General features: G+C 69.8%; 16 protein-coding genes and 3 tRNA genes. 13 read left to right on the top strand and 6 right to left on the bottom strand.

Features of this window, described 5'->3' with window-relative positions; all coding sequences use genetic code 11:
• Nucleotides 1–173 precede the first annotated feature (173 nt).
• A complete protein-coding gene (locus ACQPZX_RS40380; protein WP_433367826.1) occupies nucleotides 174–656 on the top strand; it encodes a hypothetical protein in 483 nt (160 codons plus the stop codon).
• Between the two features lie 33 nt (nucleotides 657–689).
• Here the strand turns inward: ACQPZX_RS40380 and ACQPZX_RS40375 are convergent, their stop codons facing one another.
• On the bottom strand, nucleotides 690–833 hold the full coding sequence (locus ACQPZX_RS40375; RefSeq protein WP_433367823.1) for a hypothetical protein: 144 nt from the start codon (nucleotides 831–833) through the stop codon (nucleotides 690–692).
• Between the two features lie 346 nt (nucleotides 834–1,179).
• Here ACQPZX_RS40375 and ACQPZX_RS40370 point away from each other — a divergent pair, with 346 nt between their 5' ends.
• Nucleotides 1,180–1,308, top strand: a complete 129-nt coding sequence (locus ACQPZX_RS40370) for a hypothetical protein (RefSeq protein ID WP_433367820.1) — start codon at nucleotides 1,180–1,182, stop codon at nucleotides 1,306–1,308.
• Between the two features lie 183 nt (nucleotides 1,309–1,491).
• On the opposite strand, the gene ACQPZX_RS40365 is transcribed toward ACQPZX_RS40370, so the two are convergent.
• Together ACQPZX_RS40365 and ACQPZX_RS40360 are read right to left on the bottom strand one after the other, a co-directional pair.
• On the bottom strand, nucleotides 1,492–2,073 hold the full coding sequence (locus tag ACQPZX_RS40365) for a dihydrofolate reductase family protein (protein ID WP_433367817.1): 582 nt from the start codon (nucleotides 2,071–2,073) through the stop codon (nucleotides 1,492–1,494).
• Between the two features lie 66 nt (nucleotides 2,074–2,139).
• Nucleotides 2,140–2,979 carry a helix-turn-helix domain-containing protein gene (locus tag ACQPZX_RS40360; RefSeq protein ID WP_433367815.1) on the bottom strand — a complete coding sequence of 280 codons (840 nt, stop codon included), beginning with the start codon at nucleotides 2,977–2,979 and terminating at the stop codon, nucleotides 2,140–2,142.
• A 280-nt stretch (nucleotides 2,980–3,259) separates the two neighbouring features.
• On the opposite strand from ACQPZX_RS40360, the gene ACQPZX_RS40355 reads away from it, so the two are divergent.
• On the top strand, nucleotides 3,260–3,394 hold the full coding sequence (locus ACQPZX_RS40355; RefSeq protein WP_433367812.1) for a hypothetical protein: 135 nt from the start codon (nucleotides 3,260–3,262) through the stop codon (nucleotides 3,392–3,394).
• Between the two features lie 47 nt (nucleotides 3,395–3,441).
• Here the strand turns inward: ACQPZX_RS40355 and ACQPZX_RS40350 are convergent, their stop codons facing one another.
• Complete coding sequence (locus ACQPZX_RS40350) at nucleotides 3,442–3,801, bottom strand: hypothetical protein (RefSeq protein ID WP_433367809.1); 360 nt, start codon at nucleotides 3,799–3,801, stop codon at nucleotides 3,442–3,444.
• Nucleotides 3,802–4,097: 296 nt separating this feature from the next.
• On the opposite strand from ACQPZX_RS40350, the gene ACQPZX_RS40345 reads away from it, so the two are divergent.
• A complete protein-coding gene (locus ACQPZX_RS40345) occupies nucleotides 4,098–6,344 on the top strand; it encodes a LuxR C-terminal-related transcriptional regulator (protein ID WP_433367806.1) in 2,247 nt (748 codons plus the stop codon).
• Between the two features lie 64 nt (nucleotides 6,345–6,408).
• Here the strand turns inward: ACQPZX_RS40345 and ACQPZX_RS40340 are convergent, their stop codons facing one another.
• The gene (locus tag ACQPZX_RS40340) at nucleotides 6,409–7,374 is read right to left on the bottom strand and encodes a DUF2332 domain-containing protein (RefSeq protein ID WP_433367803.1); all 966 of its coding nucleotides are present in this window, start codon (nucleotides 7,372–7,374) and stop codon (nucleotides 6,409–6,411) included.
• Nucleotides 7,375–7,449: 75 nt separating this feature from the next.
• Here ACQPZX_RS40340 and ppk2 point away from each other — a divergent pair, with 75 nt between their 5' ends.
• The 3 genes from ppk2 (at nucleotide 7,450) to ACQPZX_RS40325 (ending at nucleotide 10,370) form a co-directional block, all read left to right on the top strand.
• Nucleotides 7,450–8,247 carry a polyphosphate kinase 2 gene (gene ppk2 / locus ACQPZX_RS40335; protein ID WP_433367801.1) on the top strand — a complete coding sequence of 266 codons (798 nt, stop codon included), beginning with the start codon at nucleotides 7,450–7,452 and terminating at the stop codon, nucleotides 8,245–8,247.
• 332 nt (nucleotides 8,248–8,579) lie between these two features.
• A complete protein-coding gene (locus tag ACQPZX_RS40330) occupies nucleotides 8,580–9,569 on the top strand; it encodes an ArsR/SmtB family transcription factor (RefSeq protein WP_433367799.1) in 990 nt (329 codons plus the stop codon).
• 117 nt (nucleotides 9,570–9,686) lie between these two features.
• Nucleotides 9,687–10,370, top strand: a complete 684-nt coding sequence (locus tag ACQPZX_RS40325) for a SanA/YdcF family protein (RefSeq protein ID WP_433367797.1) — start codon at nucleotides 9,687–9,689, stop codon at nucleotides 10,368–10,370.
• On the opposite strand, the gene ACQPZX_RS40320 is transcribed toward ACQPZX_RS40325, so the two are convergent.
• Entirely contained in the window at nucleotides 10,349–11,533 is a 1,185-nt protein-coding gene (locus tag ACQPZX_RS40320; protein ID WP_433367794.1) for a GNAT family N-acetyltransferase, read from the bottom strand. The genes ACQPZX_RS40325 and ACQPZX_RS40320 overlap by 22 nt on opposite strands.
• A gap of 170 nt (nucleotides 11,534–11,703) precedes the next feature.
• On the opposite strand from ACQPZX_RS40320, the gene ACQPZX_RS40315 reads away from it, so the two are divergent.
• From ACQPZX_RS40315 to ACQPZX_RS40290, 6 genes are all read left to right on the top strand, one after another.
• Nucleotides 11,704–11,776: transfer RNA gene (locus tag ACQPZX_RS40315), tRNA-Gly, on the top strand.
• A gap of 37 nt (nucleotides 11,777–11,813) precedes the next feature.
• A tRNA-Cys gene (locus ACQPZX_RS40310) sits at nucleotides 11,814–11,884 on the top strand.
• 13 nt (nucleotides 11,885–11,897) lie between these two features.
• A tRNA-Val gene (locus ACQPZX_RS40305) sits at nucleotides 11,898–11,972 on the top strand.
• Nucleotides 11,973–12,490: 518 nt separating this feature from the next.
• On the top strand, nucleotides 12,491–12,997 hold the full coding sequence (locus ACQPZX_RS40300; protein WP_433367791.1) for a MarR family winged helix-turn-helix transcriptional regulator: 507 nt from the start codon (nucleotides 12,491–12,493) through the stop codon (nucleotides 12,995–12,997).
• Nucleotides 12,998–13,209: 212 nt separating this feature from the next.
• Entirely contained in the window at nucleotides 13,210–14,160 is a 951-nt protein-coding gene (locus ACQPZX_RS40295) for an NADP-dependent oxidoreductase (protein ID WP_433367788.1), read from the top strand.
• A gap of 14 nt (nucleotides 14,161–14,174) precedes the next feature.
• Entirely contained in the window at nucleotides 14,175–15,173 is a 999-nt protein-coding gene (locus tag ACQPZX_RS40290) for a nitronate monooxygenase (protein ID WP_433367785.1), read from the top strand.
• Nucleotides 15,174–15,220 lie beyond the last annotated feature (47 nt).

Below are 15,220 nucleotides of genomic sequence, written 5' to 3'. Positions count from 1 at the left end.
CTCAACGTAGACGCCGACGACCCCGCCTACCTGAGCAAGATTGTCGACAAGTCCCCGCAGCGATATGCCGGGGTGGTGGTCGACGAGGCCGCCGGCATCGTCCAGGTCTATGTCCGTCCTGGTACCAGGGCTACTTCGAAAAGGGGACTTCCACCGTCCACACCACGGGGACGATGGGCACCGAAACCTCGGTGCAGTTCGGAAACAACCGGATGGACGCGGCAATCATGGCGGGCGGGTCCTACTGGAACGGCGCCGTCTACGGGGGCACTGTCGACGGGTCGGCCTGGGGCATCGGCGGCCAGCAGGCGGTGGCGGTAGGCAACAGCATCTGCGCCGACGGCTCGGTCACCAAGGAGAACTGCAGCGCGAAGATCAGCGCGATCAACGCCTGCCTGAACATGTACGACGGGGCCACCAACACCACCGTGAAGACCTGCAACCAGGCCGTCGCCGATTCCACGTCGGGTGTGATCGTGCAGGGCGGTGACAGCGGCGGACCGGTCCTGCGGCACACGAGCACGCTCGACCAGGTGGCAGGCGTGGGGTCGATCGTCGGCGGCTCCGACAACGGGCTGCACATGAGCTTCACCCAGATCCAGAACTTCTCGTCGACCTTCGGCGTCACCGTGGTGACGGGCTGGCCCTGCTGCTGACCGGCCGGGGCCGGGCCGAACGGCCCGGCCCCGTCACTCGCCGTGCTCCAGCCGTCTGCCGTTCAGCGGCTCCGGCAGCCGGACGGTGACGAGGGCGTTGTCCACCCGGCGGCTCGAGGGGCACGCGCTGCGTTCGGTGCCCCAGACCGTGACTGTGACCGTCTCTGGGGTGGACATCACCTGAGTGCCGGTGGGAGTGCGGCAGTCGGCCCCTGGCACGGCCAGGACAAGTTGTCCGGGCGGGTCGCTGCTCTGCAGTTGCCAAGGCAGGGCGACTGCGCCGGGGGCCGGCTCGGAAACCGTTGGCAATGCGGGGACGACCACCGGAGGTTCGGTTTTCCACGGCTCGCTCTTGGCGCACCCGCCCGCCATGCACACGGTGAGTGCGACGACGCTGAGACGGCTGAATGGTCTTCGCACAGTTCCCTCTTCTCTCGACGCTTGGACGGCCCGCCCCAGGAACTCCGTTCCAGGATCAACCGGACGGGCATCAAGAACTGACGTCGATCGATATGGTTACCGTATGGAGACCACGGGGGAGCTCCAGGGTTGCTGCTGCCACAAAGACCATCTGACCTTCACTCAGATCCGGATCATCGAACTGGTTGCGGCGGGCCTGTCAAACGATCAGATCGGGCTCGGCTGCATTTGAGCCGGCACACGGTCACCGCGCATTTGATCAACGCGATGCATCGGCTGGACGCCGCCAATCGCGCCGAAGTGGTGGCCCGCTGCTACGTGTTCGGTTTGCTGATCGCGGGGCAATGGCCACCTGCCGCCACAACGCGTCGATGTATCGACCGGTGACCTTTTCCGTGTCGTCCCTGCAGCCCGGTCAACGGCGCACCCGGTAGCTCAGGTGAAGCACCCGGTTGCCCTGAATCACCACGTCCGGATCCTCCAGCAGGTGCTGCGCCTGGACCGACCCGAAGAAGCGCTTGCCGGACCCGAACACGACGGGCACAACGTCCATGCGGACCTCGTCGACCAGGCCCGCGGCCAGCACCTGGCCACCGACGTCACCGGCGGCGACCTCGACGATGCGGTCACCCGCGAGCTCCTGCGCCTTGGCCATGGCCGCCTCGACCCCGTCGACGAAGTGGAATGGCGCCTCGGGGTCCCAGCCGTCGGGCGCCGGCCGGTGCGTCACGACGACCACGTGGTCGATCCCGCTCGGCGGCTTCCCGTCCCAGCCGTCCGTCATGTCGAAGACGTGCCGGCCGGCGACTGTCACCCCGATCTGGTCCCAGTACGGCCGGGTGTAGTCGTAGGACGTCTGCGACACCTTCACCATGCCGCTCTCGTCCAACGGGACGTCACCGCCGGACAACCAGTCGAACAGCGGTCCGGGCTGGTCGTTCTCATCGGCGACGAAGCCGTCCACCGACACCGAGCTGTACATGACCACCTTGCCCACGACGCTCTCCTCTGCTCTGGGGTGTCCCCAAATTAGCGTCTCGTGAGCTGGCACTCTTGTAAGAATTCAATCGGCCGGTAGTGGCCAGCCGTCGAACGCGTGGCCCGGATGTTCGCGCATGAACCGCCGCCGGACTTCGACGTACCGGGTCGGCGTGAGCCCGGTGAACTCCCGGAACTCGTGGCCGAAGTGGGCCTGGTCGAAGTAGCCCGCGCCGCCGGCGAGGCCGCCCCAGTCGATCGGCCCGGCGGGGTCGATCGCGAACACGGTGGCGGCGAAGCGGTGGGTGCGGGCCAGCCGCTTCGGCGTGACCCCGATGAGCTCCTTGAACCGCTGTGCCAGATGAGTGCTGCTGACCCCGGCCGCCACACTCAGGTCGCCGATACCCACCGCCCCGCCGGTCGCCGCGATGACACTGCTCGTATGGCTGACCAGCCCCAGGCCGGCGGTCTCGCACAGCCGTCGCATCAGCTCCTCCTCGAGCAGCGTCAGCATCGCGTGCGGCCCGTCCGCCGTGGCCAGCCGGTCTCGCAGCTCGGCAACGGCGCGCCGGCCCCAAACCTGCTCCATCGTCACCGGCCGGTCACACAGCTCGGCCGCGGGCATCGGCAGGAACGGCGCCAGCCCCCAGGGCTTGACGTGCGCGCCGACGGACCGGGTCCGGGGCGGGTAGCCGAACTCGAACGCGCGGGTGGGCGTGGTGACCACGCAGCCATCGGCGTACTCGGCCATCGCGGTGTCGGTGCCCCCGCGGATGCGGAACGGTGCCCCGAGGTTGACGATGAGCAACGCCGCCGGCATCGGCGGCAGCAGCAGCCGGGCGTACGGCGGCGCACCCTCCAGGTAGTAGAGGTCGTCGATCAGCCCGTCGAGCGGCGGTCGCGGCACTCGGGACACGTACTCCACACGCACAGCATCACCGACGCGCGCCGCGACGGTCCAGATGGACCGCGACAAGAAACGGGCGCGCACCCGCTGTGACCTGCCGCTCGGGATACCTCGATGGCGGATGCCGGCAATGCGAGCGGGCGTCGAATCACGACGGAAGCGCAGCGGCGCGCCGGTTGAGCCTTCGGCGCCGTCCCGGCCGGCCTCTACAGGATCCGTCGATGGGCGACGATCTCCTCGACGACTTCATCCGTGCGAACAATGAGCGGGATCTGGGCGTCGGTCCGGGATGTATCGGATGGACGGCCGCTACGGGCAGTACGCCATCGTCTGCCCGCAGCTGCGGGCCACCGTCACCGTCACCGCGCACTCCGAACGCGAGTTCGACCTGCTCGACGTGATACACCAGTTGGTCCTCGACCGGCTGGCGTGACGACACCCAAGGTCGGGCCCGGGCCGGTCGCGACAACCGGTTCCAGCTCACCTGCCGGTTCGTCGGGAGCCGGGTCGCCGGCCACCACGCGCGGGCCCGGAACTGCGGGGCCGGGCCGGCTGATCAGCCGGTCCGTCGACGGCGCCGGGGCTGGAGAACGACACCGAAGGCGCTGCCGGACGGGAAGACTTCGGTGGCGGCCATTGCGACGCCGCGATCTGGGCGCCCGTGACCGGCAGGGCGGGCGAGATCTGGTCGAGCAAGCGCTGCGCCACAGTGGCGTCGATCTCGAGGTCGGCGCTGATGCGAACATCGGCTGCGGTCGCCAGGTCCACGACGTCGTCGCTGGTGAACGCATCGGCTCCGAGAGTGCTCAGTCGCCGCGCGAACTCCTGGACATTGACCATTTGCAGCCTCATCGTCGGATTGTGAATGATCCACAGTAACCCCCGCCTTCGGTCGGCGGATCCCGCGCCCACCGTGCGGGCCGCCGCGGCCAACAGCCGGTGCCGGCAACTGCGCCCACTGCACGGCGGTCCACAACTCTTCGGGGAGCTGATCGCGCGGGGGGTCGGCAGAGCGGTCACGCTCTGCGCAACCCACGCTACCCGTGACCAGGGCGACCCGCCGACCGCGTTATAGCGTATGACGACTGGTCACGACGCGGCAGCGGTTCGGGCTGCTGCTCGACGAGGATGGGCGGATGGTACCCAACGGGCGCGCGGAGCCTCCGTTCGCTGTGGTCGAGGCGAAGATTCAGCGCCCGGTCCACCGCGAGGGCCTGATCGCGCGTACCAGGCTGCTGGAGGCTCTCGCCGCGACGCCCGAGCGCATCTCGCTGATCCTGGTGACCGCGCCGGCTGGTTACGGGAAGACGACCGCGCTGAGCCAGTGGGCGACTGCGGACCCCCGGGAGTTCGCCTGGGTGACGGTTGACGAGGCGGACGGGGATCCGGTCCGTCTCGCCGGCCATGTCGCGCTGGCGCTGCACCGCATCCAGCCGCTGGATCCGGCGGTGTTCCGGGCTCTCGAGGCCGGCGACAGATCCCGGCACCTGACCGCGTTGAGCCACCTTCTGACGTCATTGCGGACCTGGAACCGGCGGGGCGTCGTGGTACTCGACGACGTCCACGAGCTGCGCACCGTCGGGGCGATGAATTTCATCCGCGCGCTGGCCGCCGGTCTCCCGGCGGGCTTCCAGCTCACGGTCGGGTCCCGGCTGACGCTGGGGTTCGGCCGGCTGCGCAGCGAGGACCGCATCGTCGAGTTCGGCGTGGAGTCCCTGGCGTTCACCAAGGAGGAGGCCCGGGCGATCCTGGCCCACGCCGGTGCGGACTCCTCGGACGACACGGTCAGGACACTCGTACAGCGCACCGAGGGGTGGCCGGCCGGCGTCTATCTCGCCGCCCGGGCCATCCGGACCGCGTCGGATCCGGCCGTCGCGGCGAGACGGCTGACCGGAGACGACCCGTACATCGTCGACTACTTCCGGGACGAGTTTCTCGTCCGCGAGTCGCCGGAGATAGTCCGGTTCCTGTTGCGTACGGCCGTTCTCGGTCAGATGTCCGGCGCACTCTGCGACCACGTGCTCGGCCAGAGCGGCTCCGCCGGCCGGCTGGCGGAGGCGGCGCGACGCAACCTGTTCGTCGTCCCGCTGGATCGGCGCGGCGAGTGGTACCGCTACCACTGCCTGGTCGCCGAGATGCTGGTGTCCGAGCTCCGCCGACGTGAGCCCGCCGAGGAGTCGCAGGTGCACCGGCGCGCCGCCGACTGGTACGAGCAGCAGGGCCAGATCGAGAAGGCGATCGAGCACAGGTTGGCGGGTGCGGATACCGGCGCGGCGGCCGGTTTGATAAACCGGCACGCGCCGCAGTTCGTCGCCGCCGGCCGCCTTCAGACGGTCCGCCGATGGCTGGACGCGCTGGGCGAGGACGGCCTGGTCAGCTATCCGCCGTTGGCCATCACCGCGGCGTGGACTCTGGCGCTCATCGGAGACATGCCGGGCTCGCAGCGCTGCCTGCATGCCGCGGAGCGCGGATCGTTCGATGGCCCACTTCCGGACGGCAGCAGTTCGCTCGTCTCCGCCGTCACGGTCCTGCGGGCATCCCTGGGAGCGTTAGGCGTCGACCGGATGCTGCTGGATGCGCGGGCGGCCACGGAATATGAGCCACCGGGCAGCCCGTGGTTCCCGTCGGCGATGGCGGCGCTCGGCATCGCCCACGCGCTGAGTGGCGCCGCGGACATGGCGGTCAAGGAACTTGGTCTGGCGGCCCGGCTCGGCGCGGAGGGCCGGCCGCCCACCGCCGCCGTCGGCGCCCTGGCCGAGCTGTCACTGATCGCGGCGGACCGCGACGATTGGTCCGACGCGGAAGACAAGGCGGGCCAGGCGGTCGACCTGATCGAGACCGCCGGGATAGAGGAACACCTGTTCAGCGTCCTGGGCTACGTCGCCGCCGCGCGGGTCGCCGCCCACCAGGGCAACCAGGTGGCCGCCCAGCGGCATGCCGGCACCGTCCTGCGGATGAACACCACGTTCTCACCCGCGGTGATCCCGTGGTTGTCGGTCCAGGTGGCGATCGCGCTCGCCGAGACCTTCCTCGAGCTGGGCGACTTCGCCGCCGCGCGCTTGCAAGCGGAGGAAGCCGGACGGCAGCTGGACGGACTGCTGACCGAAGGAGCGCTGCGACAGCAACTGAGCCGGGTCCTGGCCCGCTTCGTAACCGAGGACGAGCATGTCCCGGTCCCGAGCGCGATGGCGCTGACCAGGGCCGAGATGCGGGTGCTCCAACTACTGCCGACCCATCTCTCGCTCGGTCAAATCGGCGAGGAGCTGTTCCTCTCCCGCAACACCGTGAAGGCCCACCTCGTCTCGATCCGCCGGAAACTGCAGTGCGCCAGCCGCAACGAAGTCGTCGCCCGATGCCGCGACCTCGGCCTCCTGCGGACCTAGCGACTACGGGCGCCGCTCCAACAAGCCGGCCCTGCAGCTCGGTCCGCACCGCCGGATCCACGCCTCATGCAAGGCGGCCATCGCACGGTCCGGCATCGGCGAACCAGGTCATGGCCTGGCCGTGCGGGCGGCACCAGGCCAGCGGGCGGCCGTCCAGGGCGAGCACGTTGTGGAGGGTCTCGTCGGGCGGGTTGGGCAGGCTCCCGTAGTCGAGAACGGTCGGATTCTCCACCGAGATCCAGTGACCGGGCAGATCCCGTACGAGAGAAATGAAGGTCTCGCGACGCTCGGCCGGCACCTGATAAAGCACCGAGGTATGGAAGACGACCAGCGTGGCGCCCTCGGGCGCCCGCTCGGCCAGGCCCGGCAAATCGTCGACGAGATCGCCCTGGAGGAGCAGCGGCGGATCCTGCTTCGCCCATTCCGCGGCGGCGCGCAAACGCTCGCGGCGATGGGTGTGCTCGGGCCAGATCAGCGATTCCAGCCACCGGAGATCATCCGGATCCGTGATGTCGCGCGGGGTCAGATCCAGGCCGGCGCGCCAAACGACCTCGGGCAGGTGCCGAGGCGGCTCACGGCCGGTCAGGGCGCAATCGAGAACGGGGTCGCCAGTGCCGAGGCGGAGGTCGCCATAACGGTAGGAATAGCGGTCGGAGAAAAGGTTGAGGCCGGCCGAGGCGCCGATTTCCAGCAGCGCCAGGGGCTGTTTCAGCCCAGCCAGGATCGGCAGCAGAAGGGCGCAGCGGCCAACCTCGTTGGTCTGGGTCGCGCGGGTGAGCATTTCGGCCTCGACGGCGGGCCAATGGGCGTCCGCGAATTCGAGAAAGGCATCCGGGTCGGTGACCGGGCCGTCCAGGAATCGCACCGCGGCGAACAGCAGATTCGGCTGGCGCTTGGCGGGTGGGAGGGTGTCCAGCCGGGCGATCAGGTCGCGGTCGCGGGCGACGGCAAGAGCGAGTTTCTCGTACGCGTCGGAGACGCCGCTCGCCTCTCGGGCGGCGAATTCGGCGTAGATCATCGCGGTCGGCATGCGGCTCATGATATTGAGCGGGAACCATCCGCTCGGGGTGACTTCCGTCCCGGTTTTCCGTGCGACGGTGACCCGATGGACTCGCTGCCGCGCATGAAGAACAAGGAGTACCTGCACGAGCTGCGCAGGCTGCACGGGGAGCTCGTCGCCATGCAGGAGTGGGTCAAGAGCACCGGGGCCAAGGTGTGCGTCGTCTTCGAGGGGCGCGACACGGCCGGCAAGGGCGGGACGATCAAGGCGATCACCGAGCGGGTCAGCCCGCGGACGTTCCGGGTGATCGCGCTGCCGGCGCCGAGCGAGCGCGAGAAGTCGCAGATGTACCTGCAGCGGTACGTTCCGCATCTGCCCGGCGCCGGGGACGTCGTGATCTTCGATCGGAGCTGGTACAACCGGGCCGGGGTCGAGCGGGTGCTGGGATTCTGCACGCCCGAGCAGTCCGACCAGTTCCTCAAGCTGGTGCCCGAGGTGGAACGCGCGATCGTCGAGTCGGGGGTGATCCTGCTTAAGTACTGGCTGGAGGTCAGCGCCGACGAGCAGACACGGCGGCTGGAGAGCCGGATCAACGACCCCCGCAAGGTGTGGAAGCTGTCGAAGCTGGACCTCGAGTCGTACAGCCGCTGGTACGACTACTCACGGGCGCGGGACACGATGTTCCAGGCCACCGACACGGCGTGGGCCCCCTGGTACGTCGCGAACACCGACGACAAGAAGCGCGGCCGGCTGAACGTGATCACGCATCTGCTGTCGCAGGTGCCGTACAAGCCGTTGAAACATCACGATGTCACCCTCCCGAAGCGCCAGAAAGCGGGCGGTTACCGCGAACCGGCACTGCAGGTTCGGCGCATTCCCACCCCGTACGGAAATGTGGCCTGACGCTTTTGATCCGCGGCCGGACATCGTGCCCTTCCGGGTCCTAAACGGGACAGGATGGTCTGTTAACTATTCAGCGTGGCGTTAAACGTCTTGAGGTCCGCCTCAGCTGCGGCGATGGTCGTTGGGTCGAGCCGGCCACCGGGCGAGCCGTCCGCCGTGGCGGTGGGAAACACGGGGGATCGTCCCAGCGGGGGCACGTGCGGCGGCGGCTCGACGGGCGCGGTCGCCGGCGCGGCCGCGCCCTTCTTTGTGCAGCTATAGCCTGCTTTGCGTGAGTGGGTGGTCGCCGCATGCCGGGATAAACTTCCTTGCCACAGTGCAAGGGAGCCGTCGTGTTGCGCGTCCACTTCACGCCGGAGGACATCGGCCGGGTCCGCATGGCCGGCGAACCGGACCCGATGTGGGAAACGGTGTTCACGCTGTTCCGGCTGACCCGGCCCGGGCAGACCCCGATCTTCGGGCCGTGGCGCGACCAGGTGGTCCCCGCGACGCGCCGGGCCGACCTCGACATCCTGTTGCCGCTGATCCGCGGGCCTTATTACCCCGACTTCCTCACTCCGGCGGAGGGACAACTGGGGCTCCCGTACGCGATAGAGGCGTTGCTCTCGACGCCCACCGCCCGGCTGCGGCAGGACATGCTGGAGCTGGCCCGGCTGGGTGAGCCGACGCCTTCGTGGATGAGGCGGCTGGCGGAAGGCGATCGGCCGGTGCTCGAACGGGTCGCGGGGGCGATGCGCTCGCACTATGAGGTGGCGGTGGCGCCGTTCTGGTCGGAGGCGCAGGCCCACGTGGAAGCGGATCGATCGCGCCGGGCCCGGGCGCTGCTGGACCACGGCGTGGAAGGCCTGCTCAACAGCTTCCGGCCGATGATGCAGTGGAGCTCGCCGGTGCTCGAGGTCGAGACGCCGTTCGAGCAGTCGATCGAGCTGGACGGGCGCGGCCTGATCCTGGTCCCGTCGTACTTCTCGTGGGGCGCGCCGGACGTGCTGCGCGACCCGACCCTGCCGCCGGTGCTGGTGTACCCGGTGGAGCGTGACCCGGCGGCCTTCTGGGCGGCGGGGCCGGCGGCGAACGGTGGCTCGGTGGCCGCGCTGATCGGCCAAACCCGAACGTCGGTGCTGGAGTCGATCGGCGACGGAAGCACGACGTCGGAGCTGGCGCGCCGGGTGGGCGTGAGCGCCGCATCGGTCAGCCAGCACACGTCGGTCCTGCGCGAGGCCCGCCTGATCCACACGAGCCGGGCCGGCAAGGCGGTCCTGCACACCATCACCCCGCTGGGCGCCGCGTTGCTGGGCGACCGCCCGGTCGAGCCGCCTCGCTGATCCTCCGCCGGCTCGCCTTGGGCCGCGGGCTCGCCTTGGGCCGTGGGCTCGCTTTCGGCCTTGGGCTCGCCTTCCGGCCGCCGGTTGCTGGCGCGGGCTCGTTAGGCTCGCGGGATCATGAGGCTCGTTCGCCCGCGCCGCCGCGTGCTCCTGCTCCTGGCCGCCCTCGCCGTCGCCGCGTTGCTGCTGGTCAGCACCCCTTGGGCCTGGACGGTCGCCGCCGCGCACGGCCACGTGCACGACGAGGCCGACGCACCCACCGCCGCCGTGGCGATCGTCCTCGGCACCGAGGTGACCGTCGACGGCACGCCCTCCCCGCGCCTGGCCGGCCGCCTCGAGACCGCCGCCGAGCTGGTGCGATCCGGCCGGGCCCGGGTGGTACTGGTCTCCGGCGACAGCCACGGCGGCTCCGGCGACGAGCCCGCCGCCATGGCCTCGTACCTGACCAAGCTCGGCGTCGACGCCCAGCGCATCGTCACCGACCCCTACGGCCTCGACACCTACGACACCTGCATCCGCGCCCGCGACGTCTACGGCGTCACCCGCGCCCTGGTGGTCACGCAGTCCTACCACGTGCGCCGCGCCGTGACCCTCTGCCGGCACATGGGCATCGACGCCGACGGCGTGATCTCCCGCTGCCACTGCCCCACCAAGCTGCTGGTCGAGAAGTCCGTCCGCGACTACTTCGCCAGCGGCAAGGCCGTCCTGGACGCCGTCCGTAACCGGCCACCCGCGATCTCGTCCCCCAAAGACACCTCCCTCCAGCAGGCTCTCGCCGCTCAGAAATCCGCGACCAAGTAGGGCATCTCGCGCGGGAACATCGCCCCCAGCGTCGCGACCGCCTCGGGCGGGACCTCGCCCAGCCCTCGCGTGACGACCTCGACCGGGTCGAGCACCCCGTAGAGCAGTGCGCTGAACCCGCCCACGCTGACCCTTGCCGACGGAGCCGCGGTGCCCTTGCTGACCTTCAACGCACCGTCCGCGGACTCCAGCCGCCAGACCCCGCCGGCCAGCTCGTCGTCGGGGATCTCGACGGTGATCGCACCCGGCCCGACCGCGGTGCCGTCGAGCGCCTCCATGTCCAGAACTCGCACCATCGGGCCTCCGTGACTTGGCCGGTCGACCTTGCCCTCGGTGATCACCTCGATGTCGGTGCCCCAGAGCTCGGGCACCTCATCCGTGCTGACCTTCACCACGACGCGGGACACCTGGTCGACGTGGCGGGCGAAGAACTGCAACAGCAGCGCCCGCCCGAGCGGATTCGCACAGAGCAGGTGATCGGCGACCAGGTCACCGCCATAGCTCTTGATCCGATAGCGGACCGCACCCACGACCTCGCCGCCGGACCGCGCCACCGCCACCCAGTACTTGTCGTCGCGGAACTCGGCCGCCCGCACGTCGTCGAAGACCGCGAACCCGTGCCGGTGCGTGAGCAGATGCCGGCGCTGAAGCCCGTCCCACGCGTCGAAGCCCTCGCTCATCGGCAGCCACGACACCTCGCCCGGCAGCTCGGCCCGCAGCAGGTGGCCCAGCCCCTCGGGCGCGAACGCCGCCGTCCTGTACCGCGGAATCCCCACGAACCCGAACCTTGCATAGAAGCCCGCCCGGAACGGATAAAGGGCGCTCACCGCACACCCTTCGTCCCGCATCTGGCGCAACAGCCGATTCAGCAGCTCGCGCACCAGTCCGCGACGCCGCGCCGACGGATGCGAGGAGACCGAGGCGACGCCGGCCATGTCGTGCAGGCGGCCGCGCACGTTCTGCCGCATGCGGAACGCCGCCACGGCCGCGAGCGTCTGTCCCTCCTCCTCGGCGACCAGGCTGACGGTGGACTCGAAGAACTTCATCCGCTCGCTGTTGGCCTCCGCGTCCCCGGCCGGCCAGGGCGAGGGAACGAACGCGTACGCCTGGAGGGGGAACATCGTCGCCGTGCGCTCCGCCGCGCTGATCTGCCGGAATTTCATGGACTTCATCCAACACTGGCGGCCAGCTGCCCGCTCGGAAGTTTTTCCGCCTGTGGATAACCGCGAAGCCCCAGCTCGCGACGCGCCGAGGCACCCCGGTTTGGCATGGCAAGCCGGGACAGGCTAAGGTTTCATCCGTCGCCAGGGAGTGCAAGCCCCCTGGGAGACAAGCGGACGTAGCGCAGCTGGTAGCGCATCACCTTGCCAAGGTGAGGGTCGCGGGTTCGAATCCCGTCGTCCGCTCGGAGAGGCCTTCACAGGTTAAGTGCGGGGCCGACTCGGTGGAGTGGCCGAGAGGCGAGGCAACGGCCTGCAAAGCCGTGTACACGGGTTCAAATCCCGTCTCCACCTCGGCGAAAGCCAAGGGCGATTGGCGCAGCGGGAGCGCGCTTCCTTGACACGGAAGAGGTCACTGGTTCGATCCCAGTATCGCCCACCAGCTCAGAGGCCATGTCCCACGATGGACATGGCCTCCTTTCATAGCTGGATGACTAATTGAGTGACTAGCCCTCAGGTGGTCGTCGAGGCTAAGAATCCGGTCCATGGCGTTGCGCGCGGTGGGCAGGACTCGGCCGGAGGCTGGCGTAAACAACGAGGCGGTTCTTCGCGGCGAGTTCTGCCGGGACCGTTTCGCCGGAGAGCCGGAACAGCAGGCTATAGGTATCGGCGCCCCCAGCGCCTATCCGCTTCGCAGATGGGCCCAAGATTGCGGCGGCAAACGAAGCTTCGCAGCGGTCGCCTCGGCCGTCACCGTCGAAGACGCCGTGTGGCTGGCTAGCCTGTGGAGTGCTCGGCAAGATTGGGCCGCTAGTCGACACCGTTCGGGCCGATCGCCTGTCACGCAAGCACGGCGACAGCGACGCGATGCGACCGACGTTTCAATATCGGACAGGATTCCAACGCCAAGATCAGAGAGAGGCGTACGCACTTCGAATTCAAAGCAAGTAGGATCATGGGGTGGTTGACCCGGAACCCGGCCTCAACGCGGAGCAGCTCGGTGCGTATTTCGCGCTGATGGAGGTCAGCAGCCTTCTTCAGTACGCGGTGGACGAGCACCTGCGCGCCGACGGCGACCTCAGCTTCGTGCAGTTCCAGATCCTGGCCCGGCTGGTCGACGCGCCGGAGGGCAGGTTGCGGATGACCGATCTGGCCGACGGTGTCGTGTACAGCCGCAGCGGCCTCACCTACCAGGCCGGATTGCTGGACAAGCGCGGCCTGATCACCCGCTCGCCGTCGCCGGACGACGAGCGCAGCGTCGTCGCGACGGTCACCGACGCCGGCCGGGACCTGGTCGCCCAGGTGCTTCCCGGGCATGTCGACCGCATCCGGCAACTGCTGTTCGAACCGATGGCGGGCAAGGACCTCGCCGCCTTCAGCGCCGTTCTCGGCCGGGTCCGCGACCACATGCGCGCCACCCCGCCACGCTCCGCCAAACCCCGCGCCGGGCGCAACCGAGCCGACTGAAGGGCCAGGACCTGCTGGTCTTCCTGGCGCAGCCCGGCTCGGCGAGCGAGGCGAAGCTTCAGCGCCTGATCTGAGCCCCGTTTCCGGTTCGCGCCACGCGCGATCTGTCGGCCGGCTCACACCGTCCGTCTATTGCTTCGAATTCGAAGCGGGCTATGGTTCAGGAGTGCTTCGAATACGAAGCACTTGCCAGGAAGAGATGAGGACCTGCGATGAAGGCAGTGCGTTTCCACGAGTACGGCGACCCGAGCGTCCTGCGTTTCGAGGACGTCGAGCGGCCCGTCCCCGGCGCCGGGCAGGTGCTGATCCGGGTCGCCGCGACGTCGTTCAACGGCGTCGACGGCAACATCCGCGCCGGCTTCATGCAAGGCCCGATCCCGGTGACGCTGCCGCACACGCCGGGCATCGACGTGTCCGGCACGATCGCCGCGCCGGCCGACGGCGTGGCCGGGTTCGAGGTCGGCGACCAGGTCGTCGGGTTCCTGCCGATGGCGGGTGACGGCGCGGCCGCGGAGTACGTCGTGGCTCCGGCCGAGATTCTCGCGCCGGCGCCCGCACGTGTCCCCTTGGCCGACGCCGCGGCGCTGCCGACCGTGGGCCTCACCGCGTGGCAGGCGCTGTTCGACCACGCGAAACTGGCCGCGGGCCAGCGCATACTGATCAACGGCGCGGGCGGCGCCGTCGGCGGCTACGCCGTCCAATTGGCCAAGAGAGTCGGCGCGTACGTGATCGCCACGGCCGGCCCGCGCAGCATCGGGCAGGTCAAGGCCTCCGGCGCCGACGAGATCATCGACCACACCACGACCGGGGTGACCGCCGCGGTGAGCGAGCCGGTCGACGTGGTGCTCAACCTCGCGCCGATCGACCCCGAGCAGCTGGCCGCGCTGCCCGGCCTGATCCGCCCCGGCGGCGTGCTGGTCAACACCACGGTGTGGATGCCCGCGCCTTCCGACGACGCGCGTGGCGTACGCGGCATCGACTTGTTCGTCCGCAGCGACGCGGCCCAGCTGGCGCGGCTGGTAGCGCTGATCGACGCCGGCGAGTTGCACGTCGACGTGGCCCAGCGGATCCCCCTCGCCGACCTGCCGGCCGTGCACACCCAGGCCGCCGCCGGCACCCTGCCCGGCAAGACCGTCATCGTCGCCGCGAAGGAGGACCGCTGAGTAGTGTCCGCCCTATGCGCGAGCTCCTCAGCCCCGTCATCGTCGCACCGATGGCCGGTGGGCCGACCGTTCCCGGTCTGGTCCTGGCGGCCGCCCGGGCGGGCGCGCTCGGTTTCCTCGCGGCCGGATACAAGACGCCCGCGGCGGTGGAGGACGATCTGCGGGCGGTGCGCGGCACCCCGTACGGTCTCAATGTCTTTGTCCCGACGCCCGCGCCGGCCGATCTCGAGCCCCTCGAACGGTACCGCCGGCTGTTGCAGGACGAGGCCGACCGCTACCAGGTCGATCTGCCGCCGCTGCGCCTCGACGACGACGACCACTTCGCGGCGAAGGTCGAGCTGGCGATCACGTACGAGGTGCCGCTGGTCAGCTTCACGTTCGGCGTCCCCGATCTGGCGGTCACCAGGGCGCTGCGCGAGGCCGGCAGCCGGGTCCTCATCACCGTCACCTCGGCCGGCGAGGCGCTCCAGGCTCTCGCCGCCGAGCCGAACGCGCTGATCGCCCAGGCCGGCTCGGCCGGCGGCCACGCCTCGACGACGAGCCCGTTCGGCTACCAGGGCACCTCGGTCGCCGCCGAGGTCCTCGCGGCCGTGCGCGCGGTCGCCGACATCCCGGTCATCGCGGCCGGCGGCACCGCGTCCGCGGCGGACGTGCGCGCCCTGCTCGACGCGGGCGCCGCGGCGGTCCAGTGCGGCACCTACTTCCTGCTGGCCGACGAGGCCGGGACCCGCCCGGCCCAGCGCGCCGCGATGCTCTCCGGCGACTATCGGGAGACGGTCGTGACCAGGGCCTTCACCGGCCAGCCGGCCCGCGGCCTGCGGAACCGCTTCACCGACACCTACTCGGCGGCCGCCCCGATCGGCTACCCGGCGGTGCATCACCTGACCGCCCCGATCCGGGCGGCGGCGGCGAAACAGGGCGATGCCGGCGCGCTGAACCTCTGGGCGGGCACCGGCTTCGCGGCGGCGCGGGCGCGACCGGTCGCCGGCCTCGTCGCCGAGCTGCGGGATTGACGTGCAACCTGCCGATCGGCCATCCCCGTCTGAGGGGTGATGACCCA

This window comes from Actinoplanes sp. CA-142083 (assembly GCF_050942195.1).
Taxonomy (GTDB): domain Bacteria; phylum Actinomycetota; class Actinomycetes; order Mycobacteriales; family Micromonosporaceae; genus Actinoplanes.
This window is presented reverse-complemented; position numbering and strand designations above follow the sequence as displayed.